Genomic DNA, 15,053 nt, shown 5'->3' on the forward strand with positions numbered 1-15,053 from the left:
TGGCTGACGCCGCGCGGCAGGCCGGTGTGCGCAAGGTGGTGCACACGTCCTCGGGCGGCTCGATCTACGGCACGCCGCCGACCTACCCGACCAGCGAAGCGGTGCCCACCGATCCGGCGTCGCCGTACGCCGCGGGCAAGGTGGCCGGTGAGATCTACCTCAACACGTTCCGGCATCTCTACGGGCTGGAGTGCTCGCACATCGCCCCGGCCAATGTTTATGGCCCGCGCCAGGATCCGCACGGCGAGGCCGGCGTGGTCGCGATATTCGCGCAGGCGCTGCTGTCCGGCAAACCGACCAAGGTGTTCGGTGACGGCTCCAACACCCGCGACTACGTTTTCGTCGACGACGTGGTCGACGCTTTTGTCAAGGCCTCCGGTGCGGCCGGTGGTGGGCAACGGTTCAACATCGGCACCGGACTGGAAACCTCTGATCGCCAGCTGCATTCAGCGGTGGCCGCAGCCGTCGGCGCCCCCGACGACCCGGAATTTCATCCGTCGCGGCTCGGCGACCTCAAACGGTCTTGCCTTGACATCGGTTTGGCTGAACGGGTTTTGGGCTGGCGCCCGCAAGTGGGGCTCAACGACGGCGTGATCCGCACAGTGGAGTTCTTCCGGCAGACACACGCCCGATAACGGCCGCTTACTACCTCGACGAGGCAATGTCGCCGGCAGCTTTGCCATTCCGCGCGGCAATCACCCGACTGCCGACTATTGCGGCGGTCGAGCGCCGTCGAGTGCGATGGCGCGGGCCAGTCGCGCATAACGTAATTCGAGATCTTTGAACCGCAGGTAGGTGTTCAACGTGCTGAAACTGAAGACGATGATCAACGCGTACAGCATCAGGTCGGTGCCGCGCGCGACTCCGAGCCAATGTGCCACCACCGTGGTGTCATTGGGGCGCAGAACCGCGTAGACGCCGGCCATGAGGAACAAGACGAAACCCACCTTGACCCAGGCCTGTGTCTGGGCGCTGCGGCGGGACCGCACCAGATAAATCACCAGCGCAAAGATCGAGGCGATCAGCAGACCCTGAATCCAATTCATCGCGGCGTCCTTCCTCGCAGGAACCCGTCGACGATGATATTGACCCCGTTGAGCAAAGGTTGCCCCTTTGCCGAGGAGTACTCGGTGTAAAGCACTTCGACCGGTTGTTCGGCTACCCGCCAATGGTTTTCGTCGATCAGTATGATGAATTCTCCTGCATGGCCCATGCCGTTGATGGTGATGTCCAACTGATCGGCAACGGTCTTGTTGAAGACCCGCAGGCCGTTGTTGCTGTCGGTCAGACCCAGCCTGCGGCCACGCGGGCTCAGGGCCGCCGCGGTTTGCAGTACCGCGCGTTTGAGCAGCGGCGGCCGGCTGACACCCGGTCCGAATCGGGTACCGATGACGATGTCGGCGGCGCAGGAATGTAGGCGGTCGATCATCGCGAGGACATCGTCGACGCGGTGCTGACCGTCTGCGTCGAAGGTGACGAAGATCTGCGCACCGGGCTGGCTGCGGGCGTATTCGACCCCGGTCTGGATGGCCGCGCCCTGGCCGAGGTTGACCGGGTGCCGCACCAGATGCGCCCCGGCGCCCAGCGCGATGTCGCCGGTGTCGTCGGTGCTGCCGTCGTCGACGCACACCACGTTCTCGAACACCGAGCGCAGTTGGCGGATCACATCGCCGATGACGCTCGCTTCATGGTAGGCGGGCACCACGATCCAGACGTCGCGCGTTTCACTGGGCATGTCAAGCCCACAAGGTACACGCAGATCAGCGGCCCGCACGCGCAAGCGCGACCAGGTGTACGGCGATACCGACCAACGGGCCGCACAGCAGCGCGATCACGGTGCGGGTAGCCAGCGGTAGCGGCAGCAGGAGAAGCAGCGCCGCCGCCGCCGTCGCGCACACCCAGCCGAGCGCGTAGGACCGGTGCAACGCGGCTGCGACGGTGGCGGCCCCGGTCAGTGTCAGCACGGCGATCGCCGCGGCGGCGGCGGTCAGCCAGGCCAGCAGCGTGCCCGACGCGTGATAGTCCGGACCGAAGCCGGTCCGTAGCAGCCACGGTCCCAACACGCCCGCCGCCAGCACCCCGACCACGCCGATGGCACCGACCAGAGCAGCGGGTGCGAGTAGCGCCTGGAGCCGTGCGGTGCGTTGGTCGACGAAGTGCGCGATCAGATTGCCCTGCATGGCCGTCAACGGCACCAGCAGCGGCGCGCGGGTCAGCGTGACCGCCAGAATCACCACCCCGCCCTGGGCGCCGAGCTGGCCGGAGGTGACCTTGAGCAGCACCGGGAAGCCCATCACCAGGATCGCGCTGGCCCCGGCCGCCGTGATCGAGTGCGCCGCCCCACGCAGAAACGTGGCGGTGCTGCCGGGCGTCAGCAGATGCGCCGCCGCGCGGGTCACCGGCGAAGCCGCGATCATCATCAACCAGGCCAGCGCGCCCGCGACGGTGGCCCACAGAAAACCGACCAGGGCCCACCCGACCACCACGCTGGCGGTCGCCACGGCCACCCGGATGACGGCGTCGGTAACCATCAGGGCCCCGTACTGCGTCCAGCGGTTACTGCCGGCCAACATGCCGAGCAATGTCGCATGCAGGCAGAACCCCGCCAGCCCGATGCTGAGCAGGCCCACCGACAGCCAGTGCGCCTGCGCGAAGACGCGGCCGCTCCACAGCGGCGAGCTGGCCGAGATCACGACCGCGGCCCCGACCCCGACCAGAGCTGCCACCCGCAATGGATGCGTGCGGGCATCCGGCGGTCCCCCGGCAAACCCGGCGGCGCGAACTTCGCGGGTGGTCTCCTGGAGCAGGCCGTTCGCGGCCCCGGTGACCAACCCGAACGCCCCCCAGAACACCGCAAAGACGGAGAAGCCGACCGGCGCCAGGTCGCGGGCGGCCAAGTACACCACGGCGTAACCGCATACTGCTGTCATCGCGGTCGCCGCGCCGACCCGGGCCACGCTGCTGCGAGCGATCGGGCTCGCGAAGGCCCCGACTCCTGGGGTGCCGCCTACTTCGGTCACCGTTTGAAAATACTCACAGCTCGCGCCGACCTCCGCATGCTGCGACGGCCCCGACCTGACAGACTGCGGGCAGAGGGGAGTATTCCTCACACCACGGAGTCGTCATCACGTCGCCCATCATCGGGTGACCGGCCCGTGGGCCGTCGCGGCCGCGGCGGTGGAAGAGACCTCTGGTTGTCAACGACCGGAGGTACGCCCGTGCACGTCCACCTGCTGGAGTGGATCTCTACCCTCGTGGTGACCATCGCGGTGCTGTTGTTCGACGTCGTGGTCATGGCGCGTCGGTCAGGCGAGCCGACGATGCGCCGATCAGCACGTGCTTTGTCGGCCTACGTCGGGCTCGCCGTCTGCTTCGGGATCTGGACTGGCTACTTGCACGGTCGGCAGTACGCCATCCAGTTCTTCGCTGGCTGGCTCACCGAATACAGCCTTTCGATCGACAATCTGTTCGTCTTCGTCATCATCATGGCGAGCTTCGGTGTGCCCCGGGCCCACCAGCGCGAAGCCCTGTTCACCGGGATCGTGATCGCGTTGGTCTTCCGCGGCATCTTCATTGCGTTGGGAGCAGTCGCGATTCAACGCTTCACCTGGGTGTTCTACATTTTCGGCGGGTTCCTGGTCTACACCGCGGTGCGGTTGGCGCGCGGCGGCACACACCAGGCGGATGTCGAGAACGCGGTCGTGCGGTTCGCCCGCAAACACCTGAGCGTCACCGCCGACTGGCACGGTCGCAAACTCGTCGTCAAGGGCGACGCGGGGCGGGCGGCAACCCCGATGGCCTTGGTCGTCATCGCGCTGGGGGCCACCGATCTGGCCTTCGCGCTGGACTCCATCCCAGCCGTCTACGGACTGACCTCCGAAGCCTATTTGGTGTTGGCCGCCAACGTCTTTGCGTTGATGGGTCTACGGCAGCTGTACTTCATCGTCGAGGGTCTGCTGCAGCGACTGGTGTACCTGTCCAAGGGTCTCGCGGTGATTTTGGTATTCATCGGCGTCAAGCTGATTCTGCACGCGATGCGTGCGAATGATCTGCCATTCATCAACGCCGGCAAGCACTTCGACGTTCCCGAGATACCGACGCTAGTCAGTCTCGGAGTGATCGCGGCGACCCTGGTCGTCTCGGCAGTAGCCAGCCTCGTGGCCACCCGCGGGCGTGGCTAGCGGCCCGCATCCGCGACCGTCGGGGTTGTTGTGACGGGCTTCTCCTCGGGCCGTTGCACTGCCCGCATCGTCGCCCGTCAGGGTTGTTGTGACGGGCTTCTCCTCGGGCCGTTGCACTGCCCGCATCGTCGACCGTCAGGGTTGTTGTGACGGGCTTCTCCTCGGGCCGTTGCACTGCCCGCATCGTCGACCGTCAGTGGCCCTGCGTCTGGAACCGTTCGATCGAACGGTTCACCTCAGCCTCGGCTTCCTCGCGGCCCACCCAGTCGGCGGCCTTGACAAACTTGCCCGGCTCCAGTGCCTTGTACTGCGAGAAGAAGTGCTTGATCTCGTCCAGCTCGTTCTGCGGAACGTCGGCGAGGTCTTGGATGTGGTCCCAGCGGTGGTCCTTGGCGGGCACGCAGAGCACCTTGTCGTCGCCGCCGGCCTCGTCGGTCATCCGGAACATGGCGACCGGGCGGGCCTTTACGATCACGCCGGGGAATACCGACTGCGGCAGCAGCACCAGCGCGTCCAGCGGGTCGCCGTCCTCGCCGAGGGTGTCGTCGATGAAGCCGTAGTCGCTCGGGTAGACCATCGACGTATACAGATAGCGGTCCAGGAAAACCCGGCCCGTCTCGTGGTCGACCTCGTATTTGTTGCGTTGACCCTTGGGGATCTCGACGGTCACGTCGAATTGCACCGGTTTGCTCCTTCGCCGGAGGAATGTTGCGTGAGTTGATCGTAGGGCTCCCGCGCCGAGGGTGTCCGCCGGGGCTTGGGCACAATGGGCGTAAAGAAGTCAGGAGAGCCATGCGTCCCACCCGGTGGCGAACGTCTACCCACCTGATCGTGGGGGCGGGCGTGCTGGCGATCGTTGCTGCCCTGGTTGCCGCGGCCGCGCTGCTCACCTCCAACCGTCGCGGCGCCGGCGCCCATGTTGTGTCCCCGCCGCCGGCCGTCACGGCCAAGCCCGGCGTCGTTCCCGTGTCGCCCGACGCCCCGGTTCCCCGCCGCTCGGCCCTGGCAGCGGCACTGGCCCTGGCGGCTGCCGACCCGAACCTGGGCAAGCTGGGCGCGCGAGTCACCGATGCGATGACCGGCGAAGAACTCTGGCAGCAATCCGATGACGTGCCCCTGCAGCCGGCGTCCACGAACAAAACGCTGACCAGCGCCGCCGCGTTGCTGGCGCTGGACCGCAACGCCCGGGTCACCACCCGCGTCGTGGCCGCCGGTAGGCCGGAGGCCACTGGAACCATCGTGCTGGTCGGTGGCGGCGACCCGACACTGTCGGGTGCGGCCCCCGGCCAGAACACCTGGTACCACAACGCGCCGCGGCTGAGCGATCTCGCCGACCAAGTCCGGCGCAGCGGTGTCACCCCAACCGCGGTCGAGGTGAATACCTCGCTGTTCACCGGACCCTCCTTCGCCCCTGGCTGGGATCCGGCCGACATCGAGGGCGGCGACATTGCGCCGATCGAGTCGGTGATGTTGGACGCCGGGCGCATCCAGCCGGCCACCGACGAGTCGCGACGATCGCCAACGCCGGCACTGGATGCGGGCCGCGCGCTGGCCCTCGCGCTGGGCCTCGACCCGCAGCGCGTGACCGTCACCAACCGCCCCGTCGACTCCGGCGCGCGACAACTGGCCGCGGTCAAGTCGGCGCCGTTGATCGACCGGCTCAACGAGATGATGAACGCCTCCGACAACGTGATGGCCGAATGCATCGCGCGCGAGGTAGCCGCGTCGATGCAGCGGCCGCTGAGCTTCACCGGCGCCGTTTCCGCGGTGACCAACAGGCTCGGCACCGCGCACATCGACACCAGGAGCGCGATACTGCGGGACTCCAGCGGGTTGTCCGTCGACGACCGGCTGACCGCGAAAACCCTTGACGCCGTGGTGCAAGCCGCGGCCGGGCCCGATGAACCCACGCTTCGGCCGTTGCTGGACCTGCTGCCGATCGCCGGCGGCAGCGGTACGTTGTCCGACCGATTCATCGACGGCACGCCTGCGGGCTCCGGCCCGGCCGGCTGGTTGCGGGCCAAAACCGGTTCGCTGACCGCGATCAACGCGTTGGCTGGGGTGGTGACCGACCGCAGCGGACGAGTGCTGACCTTCGCACTGATCTCCAACGACGCCGGAATGTCCGGCCGAACCGCGATCGACGCGCTGGGCGTCGCATTGTGGTCGTGCGGATGCGCGACGTGACCGCCGTAACCGACGTTGCCGTCGGGCGCACGGTCGACTGGGAATTCGCGGCGACGGTCGGCCAGTGGCTGGCCCGGCCGGCGCCGCCGTCCACCGACTACACCCGCCGCCAGGTCATCGAAAACCTCACCACCGCAGCCAAAGCCGCCGAACCGCCGGTACGTGACGTCACCGGTCTGCACACCGAGGCCGTGGTGCCCGAGGCCCGCATCATCGACCGGCCCGCCTGGATCCGGGCCGCCGCCGACTCGATGCGCGCGATGACCGGTGGCACCGACAAGCCACGCAGCACGATCACCGGACGGATCACCGGCGCACAAACCGGCGCGGTGCTGGCGTTCGTCTCAACCGGCATCCTCGGCCAGTACGACCCGTTCGCTTCCCCCGACAACGGCGGTGCCCTGCTGCTGGTCTACCCGAATGTCATTGCGGTGGAACGTCAATTACGGGTCGAGCCCAATGATTTCCGGCTGTGGGTCTGTCTGCACGAGGTCACTCACCGAGTCCAGTTCACCGCCAACCCGTGGCTGTCGGGATACATGTCCCAGGCGCTGCACGTGCTGACCACCGACAGCAGCGACGACTTGACCCAGGTGGTGGGCCGGCTGGCCGAATTCGCCCGCGGCCGAGCGGATTCAGGACACGATCCGAATGCGACCGGCATCCTCGGCCTGCTGCGGGCCGTGCAGTCCGAACCGCAACGCGAGGCGCTGGATCAGCTGCTGGTGCTCGGTACGCTACTCGAAGGTCACGCCGACCATGTCATGGACGCTGTTGGGCCCGTTGTGGTTCCGTCGGTGGCAACCATCCGGGCCCGGTTTGACGAGCGACGTAACCGCAAACAGCCACCCCTGCAACGGCTGCTGCGCGCTCTGCTGGGCATCGACGCCAAATTGAGCCAGTACACCAGGGGCAAAGTGTTCGTCGACCACGTCGTGGACCGCGTCGGCATGTCCCGGTTCAACGCCGTCTGGACCAGTCCGGACACCCTGCCCCGGCCGATCGAGATCGAGTACCCGCAACGATGGATCGATCGGGTGCTGTAGCCGACCTCCGCGCAGCGGTGGCGGCGTTCGTGACGGAATATCTCGGCAGCGCGGATCGCTGGTGTGTGGCGCTATCCGGCGGCCCGGACTCGTTGGCGCTCACCGCAATCGCCGCGTCGGTGCGGCCCACCACCGCGCTGATCGTCGACCATGGCCTGCAGCCCGACTCGGCGGAAGTGGCGGCTACCGCGAAGCGACAAGCCGTGCAGCTGGGATGCGTTGACGCTCAAGTGCTTTGCGTGCAGGTGGGCGCGGACGGCGGACCGGAGGCCGCAGCGCGAAGCGCCCGCTACCGCGCCCTGGACGCTGCCCGCGACGACTGCCCGGTGCTGCTGGCCCACACCCTCGACGATCAGGCGGAAACGGTGTTACTCGGCCTGGGTCGCGGCTCGGGTGCCCGGTCGATCGCAGGTATGCAGCCCTACGACCCGCCCTGGTGTCGGCCGCTGCTGGGCGTCAGGCGCCAGACCACCCACGCCGCCTGCGCGGAACTGGGACTGCGCGTCTGGCACGACCCGCACAACGCCGATCAGCGGTTCACCCGCAGCCGGCTGCGCCATGAAGTGCTGCCCGTGCTGGAAGACGTACTCGGTGGCGGCGTGGCCGAAGCGCTGGCCCGCACGGCGACCGCGCTGCGCGCAGATACCGCACTGATCGATTCGCTGATCGACCAGGCGATGAACACCGCGCAGACATCCAGCGGGCTCGACACCGAAGCGTTGGCCACGCTGGCCGATCCGATCCGTCGAGGCGTCATCCGTTGCTGGCTGCTTGCCAACGGTGCGATCGGGTTGACCGACAAGCAGATCCGTAGCGTCGACCGGCTGATCATCGCCTGGCGTGGTCAGGGCGGGGTGGCGGTTGGGTCGACGTTGCGCAATCAGCGGTTGGTCGCTACCCGCGGGGGCGGGGTGTTGATGTTGCGCCGGGAGCCGGTCTAGTTCTCGCTCGCAAGGCATGGCACGCTGTGCTCGTGGCAGCGGAAACGCCGGAGCTTTATCCGGGGGACATCAAGTCGGTCTTGCTGCGTGAAGACCAGATCCAGGCCCGTATCGCCGAGCTCGGTGCTCAGATCGGGGCCGAGTACCGCGAACGGTCCGGTTCGGATAGTCGCGACCTGCTGTTGGTCACGGTGCTCAAGGGCGCGGTCATGTTCGTCACCGATCTGGCCCGGTGCATTCCCCTTCCGACGCAGTTCGAATTCATGGCGGTCAGCTCGTACGGATCGTCGACGTCGTCGTCGGGCGTGGTACGGATCCTCAAGGACCTCGACCGTGACATCAACGACCGCGATGTGCTGATCGTCGAGGACGTGGTCGACTCCGGGCTGACGTTGTCGTGGCTGCTACGTAACCTGGCTACCCGCCGTCCGCATTCGCTGCGGGTGTGCACGTTGCTGCGCAAACCCGATGCGCTGCGCGCCAACCCCGACATCGCCTACGTCGGTTTCGACATTCCCAACGAGTTCGTGGTGGGTTACGGCCTGGACTACGACGAGCGTTACCGAGATCTGCCCTACATCGGCACCCTGGACCCGCGGGTCTACCAGGACTAGCGCAGCTGCGCGGCCGCCTGCCCGGGCCGACGATCCGCCGAACGTTTCCCGCAGCCGAGACACCGGATTTACCCATCCGGCAGGCGTAGTGGCGCATGCGTGGGACGACGCCGTGGCGGCTGCAGTCGGCCGCCTCGGACCTGGCCAGCCCCGCTGGCCAGGGGCAACCCAACGGGTGTCGTCCAGTGCGAGGTGGGAGGGCGGCCATCGGCAGGATGACCGGCTCGGGGCATAAGCAGGGCGAATCGGCGACCTTGGGTGCGGTGTTTGCTGCGCCATGAGCGCCGTTGCGCACCGAGATCGACGTTTTGGCGGCAAAGTTCGAGTAGCGGGCCGCCAAAACGTCGATCTCGACGCGGGGAAGGCAACTCCTAGGGAGGGTGCCCATCCCGGATGTCAATGTGCCGATACCCGGCACGCAGACCGTCGTCGACCCCGAATAGCATCGCCCACCCAACTCGATTCACGATGATCGCTAATCCGATGACCGATTCACGGGTGTGGTTTGTCCGTTTGCTGGTGGCGCTCGCCGCGGCACTGGCGGTGGCACTGCCACCGCCACGATCACGGTGTTGGGAGCAGCGCCATTGGTGCGGGGATGCGCCTTGGCGAAGGCGGCCAGCAGCACCCGGGCTGTGCTGAACGCTTGATGGTCAATGAAATGCTATGCAGCATATTGCATTTGCATTAATGCAGTCGACTAATGTTGTTGTCCAACAACATTGATACACAAGGAGTTCGCCACCCGCAACAAGGTCGCGGGTGGCGGGGTGGACATGCCCGTCGAGCAAAGCCTACCGTGTAGAGTGGCAACTGTCGGAAAGTTCATATTGACTTCTAATCATGTTGAACTCCAACGAATTTCATGGAAATTTCCTAACTTCCGGGTCGGCCACTCAGCAAAATGAATAGTCGTTGACTTGACGGTGAACAGGCTCGACGGAGGCTGTTCTCCCGTGACGCCGTTGGCTTAACGTGTCCGGTGATCCGCTCCAGTCGCGACAATCGCGGTTGAAGCTGTTGGGCACAAGCATCTTTCGGAGGAACCATGTCAAACGTCATCGCGCAGCCAGAAGTCCTTGCTGCGGCCGCGGGCACGTTGCGGACCATCAACGACGCTCTCAAGGCCCGGAACGTGGCCGCGGCCGCCCCGACGGTCGGGGTAATGCCCGCAGCAGGTGATCTGGTGTCGGCGTTGACCGCCGCGCAGTTCGCCTCGCACGCGCAGTTCTACCAAACGATCAGTGCTCATGCCGCCGCTGTGCAGGATTTGATGGCGACCATGCTGGGCGCCAACTCCAGTTCTTATGCGGCCACCGAGGCTGCCAATGTCGTAGCGGTCGGATAGGTCGCCGCCATGCTGGATTTCGCATCGCTACCGCCAGAAGTCAACTCCGGGTTGATGTATGCAGGCCCCGGCCCAGGTCCGATGCTGACGGCGTCGTCGGCCTGGGCGAGTCTGTCCGCGGAGTTACACACCATGTCGTCTGCATACGAAGCGGTAGTCGCCGCCCTCACTGACGGGTCGTGGCTGGGCCCGGCCGCGGATTCGATGGCCACGTCATCCCAGGCACAGGTGGAGTGGCTGGCTGGCACGGCCGTACAGGCTGAGCAGGTCGCCGCCCAGGCGGCGGCAGCGGTCAGCGCCTACGAGGCAGCCTTCAGCGCAACGGTGCCGCCACCGGAGATCGCGGCCAACCGCGCGCTGTTACTCACGTTGGTCGCGACGAATCTGCTGGGCCAGAACACGCCCGCGATTCTGGCGACCGAAGCGCTGTACGCCGAGATGTGGGCCCAGGATGCCGCCGCGATGTACGGCTACGCCGGTGCGGCGTCCGCAGCGTCGACGTTGGAGCCGTTCGCCGTGGCGGCCGAATCGGCGGACCCGGCAGGCTTGGGTGCACAGGCCTCCGCCGTCGCCGAGGCGGTCGGGTCCGCCAGCGGACAGTCGGTGACCGACATGTTGTCCACCCTGGCCGGGGATATGGCGACGCCGCCATGGTTGACCAGCTTCGAGAATCTCCTGGACGTGGTGGGGGTGACCGGGCACGCGTGGAATGCCAACGGCGACGGCATCGTCGTCAGCGGGCTGATGGGTGACCTTCTGGAAGGTCTGACCGGATCGCAGACGCTGGACGCCAGCAGCGGTTTCGACGCCTTCATCCGATTGATCTCTCCGACTAGGCTTTTCGCAACCGTTTTCAGAGATATCGAGGGGCTGGGGCGTAGCTTGCTGCCAGCGGTGAGCAAGGCCGGCAGTGTCGCCGAACTGCTACCGCCGACCCTTCCCGCGGGGCTCCCCGGGGCCGCCGTCGGCGGGCTGGGCAGGGCAGAACTCGTAGGCCGGTTGTCGGTGCCGCCGAACTGGGGCGGGGTGGCGCCGTCGGTGAGCCCGGCTGTGACCTCGGTCGGCAATCTCGGCACTCCGGTGTCGTCGCAGCCGCTGACCGCGCAGCCCGTCGCCAACAGCATGGGCGGTCTGCCGGTCGTGAGTGGTGGCGGCGGGCGAAACATGCAATTCGCTGCTCCACGTTACGGTTTCAAACCCACCGTGGTTGCCCGTCCGCCGGTCGGGGGGTGAGGCGGGTTGACCAACACGGCCGCAGTTCGGCCGATGGTTCGTCATGCGGCGCAGTGGTTCAGGCTCGACAAGAAGTCGAGCAGTAGCTCGTTGACCCGGTCCGGCCTCTCCTGCTGCAGCCAGTGCCCGGCACCGTCGAGCAGCACCTGGCGGTAACGGCCCGTCACCACGTCAGGCGCGCGGTCGGTACGCATGAAACTCAGCACCGGATCGGCGGTGCCACCGATGAACATGGCCGGCACGGCGATGGTGGCGGCCGGGGGGTCGGCCATCAACTCCCAGTTGCGGTCGAGGTTGCGATACCAGTTGAGACCGCCGGTGAAACCGGTTCGGGTGAATTCGCCGACGTAGTGGTCGACCTCGTCGGCGCTGATCCAATCCGGCAAGCCATCGACCTCCGGTAGCCGGTCGACGAAGCCGCCCGGCCCGGGCGCGATCATCCGCATCGCGGCCGTCGGATCGTCGGATCGGGTCAACCCGTTCAGCATCCGCGTGATCGTCCGGCGGGGGTCGCCAGCGAGCTCGGCGTCGGCCACTCCGGGCTCCTGGAAATAGAGCATGTAGAAGAAGTTGTCGCCGAACATGGCCCGGAATGCGTCGGTCGGGGGAACCTGCGAGCGCGGGACCGGTGGGACGCTCAGCCCGACGACGGCCGCGACCCGGTCCGGGTGCAGCTGCGCCGTACTCCACACCACTGGGGCGCCCCAGTCGTGACCGATGAACACCGCCTCGTCGGCGCCGACATCGTCGAGCAGGCCCACCAAATCGGCGGACAGGTCGGCGATGTTGTAGGCCGCGATGTCCGCGGGACGGCTGCTTTGGCCGTAGCCGCGCTGATCGGGCGCCAGCACGTGATACCCGGCGGTGGCCAATACCGGGATTTGGTGGCGCCAGGAGTATGCAGTTTCAGGGAAGCCGTGAGCCAGCACGATGACAGGCGCACCAGGCTCACCGGCTTCGACAGTGTGCAGTCGCACGCCGTTGGCGTCGATGGTGCGTTCGGTGATCCGCGGGCTGTCAGACACAGGTTCACCAAAGCACACGGCGGTCCCGCCCGGAAAGTGTCGGGAACTTCGATTCGTTGGGACTACCGAGGCGATTAATGGCTCGACCCGCTGCGCTCTGCCTGCGGCCGAGCTGGCGATCACCACGGGGTCAGATGGTGGTGACCCGCTGCGCTCGGCCTGCGGCCGAGCTGGCGATCACCACGGGCGGTAACCTGGACTATTCCAGCTGCGAGTATCGGGAAGGACCTGGCCGACGTCGGCCGATGATTGATGAACCGGAAAAACGTGATTCGCACGCTCACGGCCATCGCGGTCGTGCTGCTACTTGGCTGGTCTTTCTTCTATTTCAGCGACGACACCCGAGGCTTCAAGCCGGTAGACACCTCGGTGGCGACGGCCCAGATCAAGGCCGGCAACGTCAAGAGCGCCCAGATCGACGACCATGAGCAACAGGTCCGGCTGACGCTGAAGGGCGCCGCGACCGGCACCGAGGGCTCCGACAAGATCATTACCCACTTCCCGACGGGCTACGCGGTCCCGCTGTTCGATCAGCTGAACAGCAAGGATGCCCAGGTCAGCACCGTTGTCAACCAGGGCAGCATCATCGGGTCGATCGTGGTGTATGTGTTGCCGCTGCTGCTGCTGGTCGGCTTGTTCATGATGTTCTCCCGCATGCAGGGCGGCGCCCGGATGGGCTTCGGCTTCGGCAAATCGCGGGCCAAGTTACTGAACAAGGACATGCCCAAGACCACCTTCGCTGACGTCGCGGGCGCCGACGAGGCGGTCGAGGAGCTCTACGAGATCAAGGACTTTCTGCAGAACCCGACGCGCTATCAGGCGCTTGGCGCCAAGATCCCCAAGGGTGTACTGCTCTACGGCCCACCCGGAACCGGCAAGACTCTGCTGGCCCGTGCCGTCGCCGGTGAGGCCGGGGTGCCCTTTTTCACGATCTCTGGCTCCGACTTCGTCGAGATGTTCGTCGGTGTCGGCGCCTCGCGGGTGCGAGACCTGTTCGAGCAGGCCAAACAGAACAACCCCTGCATCATCTTCGTCGACGAGATCGACGCCGTGGGCCGCCAGCGGGGCGCCGGGTTGGGCGGCGGACACGACGAACGCGAGCAGACGCTGAACCAGCTGCTGGTCGAAATGGACGGCTTCGGCGACCGGCAGGGCGTCATCCTGATCGCGGCGACCAACCGACCCGACATCCTCGACCCGGCACTGCTGCGGCCCGGTCGTTTCGACCGTCAGATTCCGGTGTCCAGCCCTGACCTGGCCGGTCGCCGAGCGGTGCTGCGGGTGCATTCGAAGGGAAAACCGTTCAGCCCGGACGTCGAATTCGACGGTTTGGCCAAACGCACTGTCGGCATGACCGGTGCCGACCTGGAGAACGTCATCAACGAAGCGGCGCTGCTGACCGCCCGCGAGAACGGCACGGTGATCAGCGGCGCGGCCTTGGAAGAGGCGGTCGACCGGGTGGTCGGCGGGCCGCGTCGCAAGGGCCGGCTCATCAGTGAGCAGGAAAAGAAGATGACCGCCTACCACGAGGCCGGGCACACGCTGGCCGGCTGGGCGATGCCGGGCATCGACACCGTGTACAAGGTGACGATTCTGGCCCGCGGCAACACCGGCGGCCATGCGCTCGCGGTGCCCGAGGACGACAAAGGGCTGCACACCCGCTCGGAATTGATCGCCCGGCTGGTGATGGCGCTGGGTGGGCGCGCCGCCGAGGAATTGGTGTTCCACGAACCCACCACGGGTGCGTCGTCCGACATCGAGCAGGCGACGAAAATCGCGAGGGCGATGGTCACCGAATTCGGTATGAGTTCCAAACTCGGTGCGGTCAAGTACGGCAGCGAACACGGCGATCCCTTCCTGGGCCGGACCATGGGCAACCAAGCCGACTACTCCCACGAGGTGGCCCGCGACATCGACGACGAGGTCCGCAAACTCATCGAAGCCGCCCACACCGAAGCGTGGGAGATCCTCACCGAATATCGTGACGTGCTCGATACGTTGGCCGGTGAACTCCTGGAGAAGGAGACGCTGCACCGCCCCGAATTGGAAGCGATCTTTGCCAACGTCGAAAAGCGGCCGAGGCTAACACTTTTCGACGACTTCGGCGGTCGCATTCCGTCGGACAAGCCGCCGATCAAGACACCGGGCGAGCTCGCCATCGAGCGCGGAGAGCCGTGGCCCAAGCCGGAAGTGGAGCCACCTTTCAAGGCGGCGATCGCGGCAGCATCGCGCGAGGCTGCTCAGGCCGAAGCCGAGCGAACCCCTAACGGCAACAATGGTTCTCATGGCAACCCCAACGGCGGGCAGCAGAATTCAACGCAACCCGACTACGGTGCGCCGGCCGGCTGGCGGGCTCCCGGCTGGCCGCCGCCGCACCCCGGCCCGCAGCAGCCGGGTTACTGGTATCCACCACCTCCGTCCTGGGCGGCACCACCCCACCAGCACGCCGGCCAGCCCTACCCGCCGTATCCGCCGCCT

At 66.6% G+C, this 15,053-nt stretch carries 14 protein-coding genes; 9 read left to right on the plus strand and 5 right to left on the minus strand.

Features of this window, described 5'->3' with window-relative positions; all coding sequences use genetic code 11:
* Positions 1 to 635 (plus strand): NAD-dependent epimerase/dehydratase family protein (locus AC2VOG_RS01215; protein WP_486938091.1); only part of this gene is annotated, 635 nt, incomplete at its 5' end.
* 75 nt (positions 636 to 710) lie between these two features.
* On the opposite strand, the gene AC2VOG_RS01220 is transcribed toward AC2VOG_RS01215, so the two are convergent.
* From AC2VOG_RS01220 to AC2VOG_RS01230, 3 genes are read right to left on the minus strand one after another with little or no spacing between them, the layout of a single operon-like run.
* On the minus strand, positions 711 to 1,046 hold the full coding sequence (locus tag AC2VOG_RS01220; protein WP_486938092.1) for a DUF2304 domain-containing protein: 336 nt from the start codon (positions 1,044 to 1,046) through the stop codon (positions 711 to 713).
* Complete coding sequence (locus AC2VOG_RS01225) at positions 1,043 to 1,735, minus strand: glycosyltransferase family 2 protein (protein WP_486938093.1); 693 nt, start codon at positions 1,733 to 1,735, stop codon at positions 1,043 to 1,045. Before AC2VOG_RS01225 ends, AC2VOG_RS01220 begins: the two co-directional genes overlap by 4 nt.
* Before the next feature lie 25 nt (positions 1,736 to 1,760).
* Positions 1,761 to 3,020, minus strand: coding sequence for a hypothetical protein (locus AC2VOG_RS01230; RefSeq protein ID WP_486938094.1), 1,260 nt, complete (start codon positions 3,018 to 3,020; stop codon positions 1,761 to 1,763).
* Between the two features lie 198 nt (positions 3,021 to 3,218).
* Here AC2VOG_RS01230 and AC2VOG_RS01235 point away from each other — a divergent pair, with 198 nt between their 5' ends.
* Positions 3,219 to 4,181: a TerC family protein gene (locus tag AC2VOG_RS01235; protein ID WP_486938095.1), complete on the plus strand. Its 963-nt coding sequence runs from the start codon at positions 3,219 to 3,221 to the stop codon at positions 4,179 to 4,181.
* A 193-nt stretch (positions 4,182 to 4,374) separates the two neighbouring features.
* Here the strand turns inward: AC2VOG_RS01235 and AC2VOG_RS01240 are convergent, their stop codons facing one another.
* A complete protein-coding gene (locus AC2VOG_RS01240; protein ID WP_486938096.1) occupies positions 4,375 to 4,863 on the minus strand; it encodes an inorganic diphosphatase in 489 nt (162 codons plus the stop codon).
* A 110-nt stretch (positions 4,864 to 4,973) separates the two neighbouring features.
* On the opposite strand from AC2VOG_RS01240, the gene dacB reads away from it, so the two are divergent.
* From dacB to AC2VOG_RS01270, 6 genes are all read left to right on the plus strand, one after another.
* A complete protein-coding gene (gene dacB / locus AC2VOG_RS01245) occupies positions 4,974 to 6,368 on the plus strand; it encodes a D-alanyl-D-alanine carboxypeptidase/D-alanyl-D-alanine endopeptidase (protein ID WP_486938097.1) in 1,395 nt (464 codons plus the stop codon).
* Complete coding sequence (locus tag AC2VOG_RS01250; RefSeq protein WP_486938098.1) at positions 6,356 to 7,414, plus strand: zinc-dependent metalloprotease; 1,059 nt, start codon at positions 6,356 to 6,358, stop codon at positions 7,412 to 7,414. The genes dacB and AC2VOG_RS01250 overlap by 13 nt, the downstream gene beginning before the upstream one ends.
* The gene (gene tilS, locus AC2VOG_RS01255; RefSeq protein WP_486938099.1) at positions 7,393 to 8,355 is read left to right on the plus strand and encodes a tRNA lysidine(34) synthetase TilS; all 963 of its coding nucleotides are present in this window, start codon (positions 7,393 to 7,395) and stop codon (positions 8,353 to 8,355) included. Before AC2VOG_RS01250 ends, tilS begins: the two co-directional genes overlap by 22 nt.
* Positions 8,356 to 8,381: 26 nt before the next feature.
* Positions 8,382 to 8,969 carry a hypoxanthine phosphoribosyltransferase gene (gene hpt, locus AC2VOG_RS01260; RefSeq protein WP_486938100.1) on the plus strand — a complete coding sequence of 196 codons (588 nt, stop codon included), beginning with the start codon at positions 8,382 to 8,384 and terminating at the stop codon, positions 8,967 to 8,969.
* 1,048 nt (positions 8,970 to 10,017) lie between these two features.
* On the plus strand, positions 10,018 to 10,317 hold the full coding sequence (locus AC2VOG_RS01265; protein ID WP_486938101.1) for a PE family protein: 300 nt from the start codon (positions 10,018 to 10,020) through the stop codon (positions 10,315 to 10,317).
* A 9-nt stretch (positions 10,318 to 10,326) separates the two neighbouring features.
* Entirely contained in the window at positions 10,327 to 11,550 is a 1,224-nt protein-coding gene (locus AC2VOG_RS01270; protein WP_486938102.1) for a PPE family protein, read from the plus strand.
* Positions 11,551 to 11,591: 41 nt separating this feature from the next.
* Here AC2VOG_RS01270 and AC2VOG_RS01275 read toward each other — a convergent pair whose 3' ends face one another.
* The gene (locus AC2VOG_RS01275; RefSeq protein ID WP_486938103.1) at positions 11,592 to 12,575 is read right to left on the minus strand and encodes an alpha/beta fold hydrolase; all 984 of its coding nucleotides are present in this window, start codon (positions 12,573 to 12,575) and stop codon (positions 11,592 to 11,594) included.
* A 252-nt stretch (positions 12,576 to 12,827) separates the two neighbouring features.
* On the opposite strand from AC2VOG_RS01275, the gene ftsH reads away from it, so the two are divergent.
* The coding region (gene ftsH, locus AC2VOG_RS01280) for an ATP-dependent zinc metalloprotease FtsH (RefSeq protein ID WP_486938104.1) at positions 12,828 to 15,053 on the plus strand (2,226 nt) is incomplete at its 3' end.

The organism is Mycobacterium sp. TH-M11 (assembly GCF_057473725.1).

What these genes read in the sequence shown, in the direction of transcription:
- AC2VOG_RS01220 (WP_486938092.1), bottom strand. Translation starts at nt 1,046, where the DNA reads ATGAATTGGATTCAGGGTCTGCTGATCGCCTCGATCTTTGCGCTGGTG.
- AC2VOG_RS01225 (WP_486938093.1), bottom strand. Translation starts at nt 1,735, where the DNA reads ATGCCCAGTGAAACGCGCGACGTCTGGATCGTGGTGCCCGCCTACCAT.
- dacB (WP_486938097.1), top strand. Translation starts at nt 4,974, where the DNA reads ATGCGTCCCACCCGGTGGCGAACGTCTACCCACCTGATCGTGGGGGCG.
- AC2VOG_RS01250 (WP_486938098.1), top strand. Translation starts at nt 6,356, where the DNA reads ATGCGCGACGTGACCGCCGTAACCGACGTTGCCGTCGGGCGCACGGTC.
- tilS (WP_486938099.1), top strand. Translation starts at nt 7,393, where the DNA reads ATGGATCGATCGGGTGCTGTAGCCGACCTCCGCGCAGCGGTGGCGGCG.
- AC2VOG_RS01265 (WP_486938101.1), top strand. Translation starts at nt 10,018, where the DNA reads ATGTCAAACGTCATCGCGCAGCCAGAAGTCCTTGCTGCGGCCGCGGGC.
- AC2VOG_RS01270 (WP_486938102.1), top strand. Translation starts at nt 10,327, where the DNA reads ATGCTGGATTTCGCATCGCTACCGCCAGAAGTCAACTCCGGGTTGATG.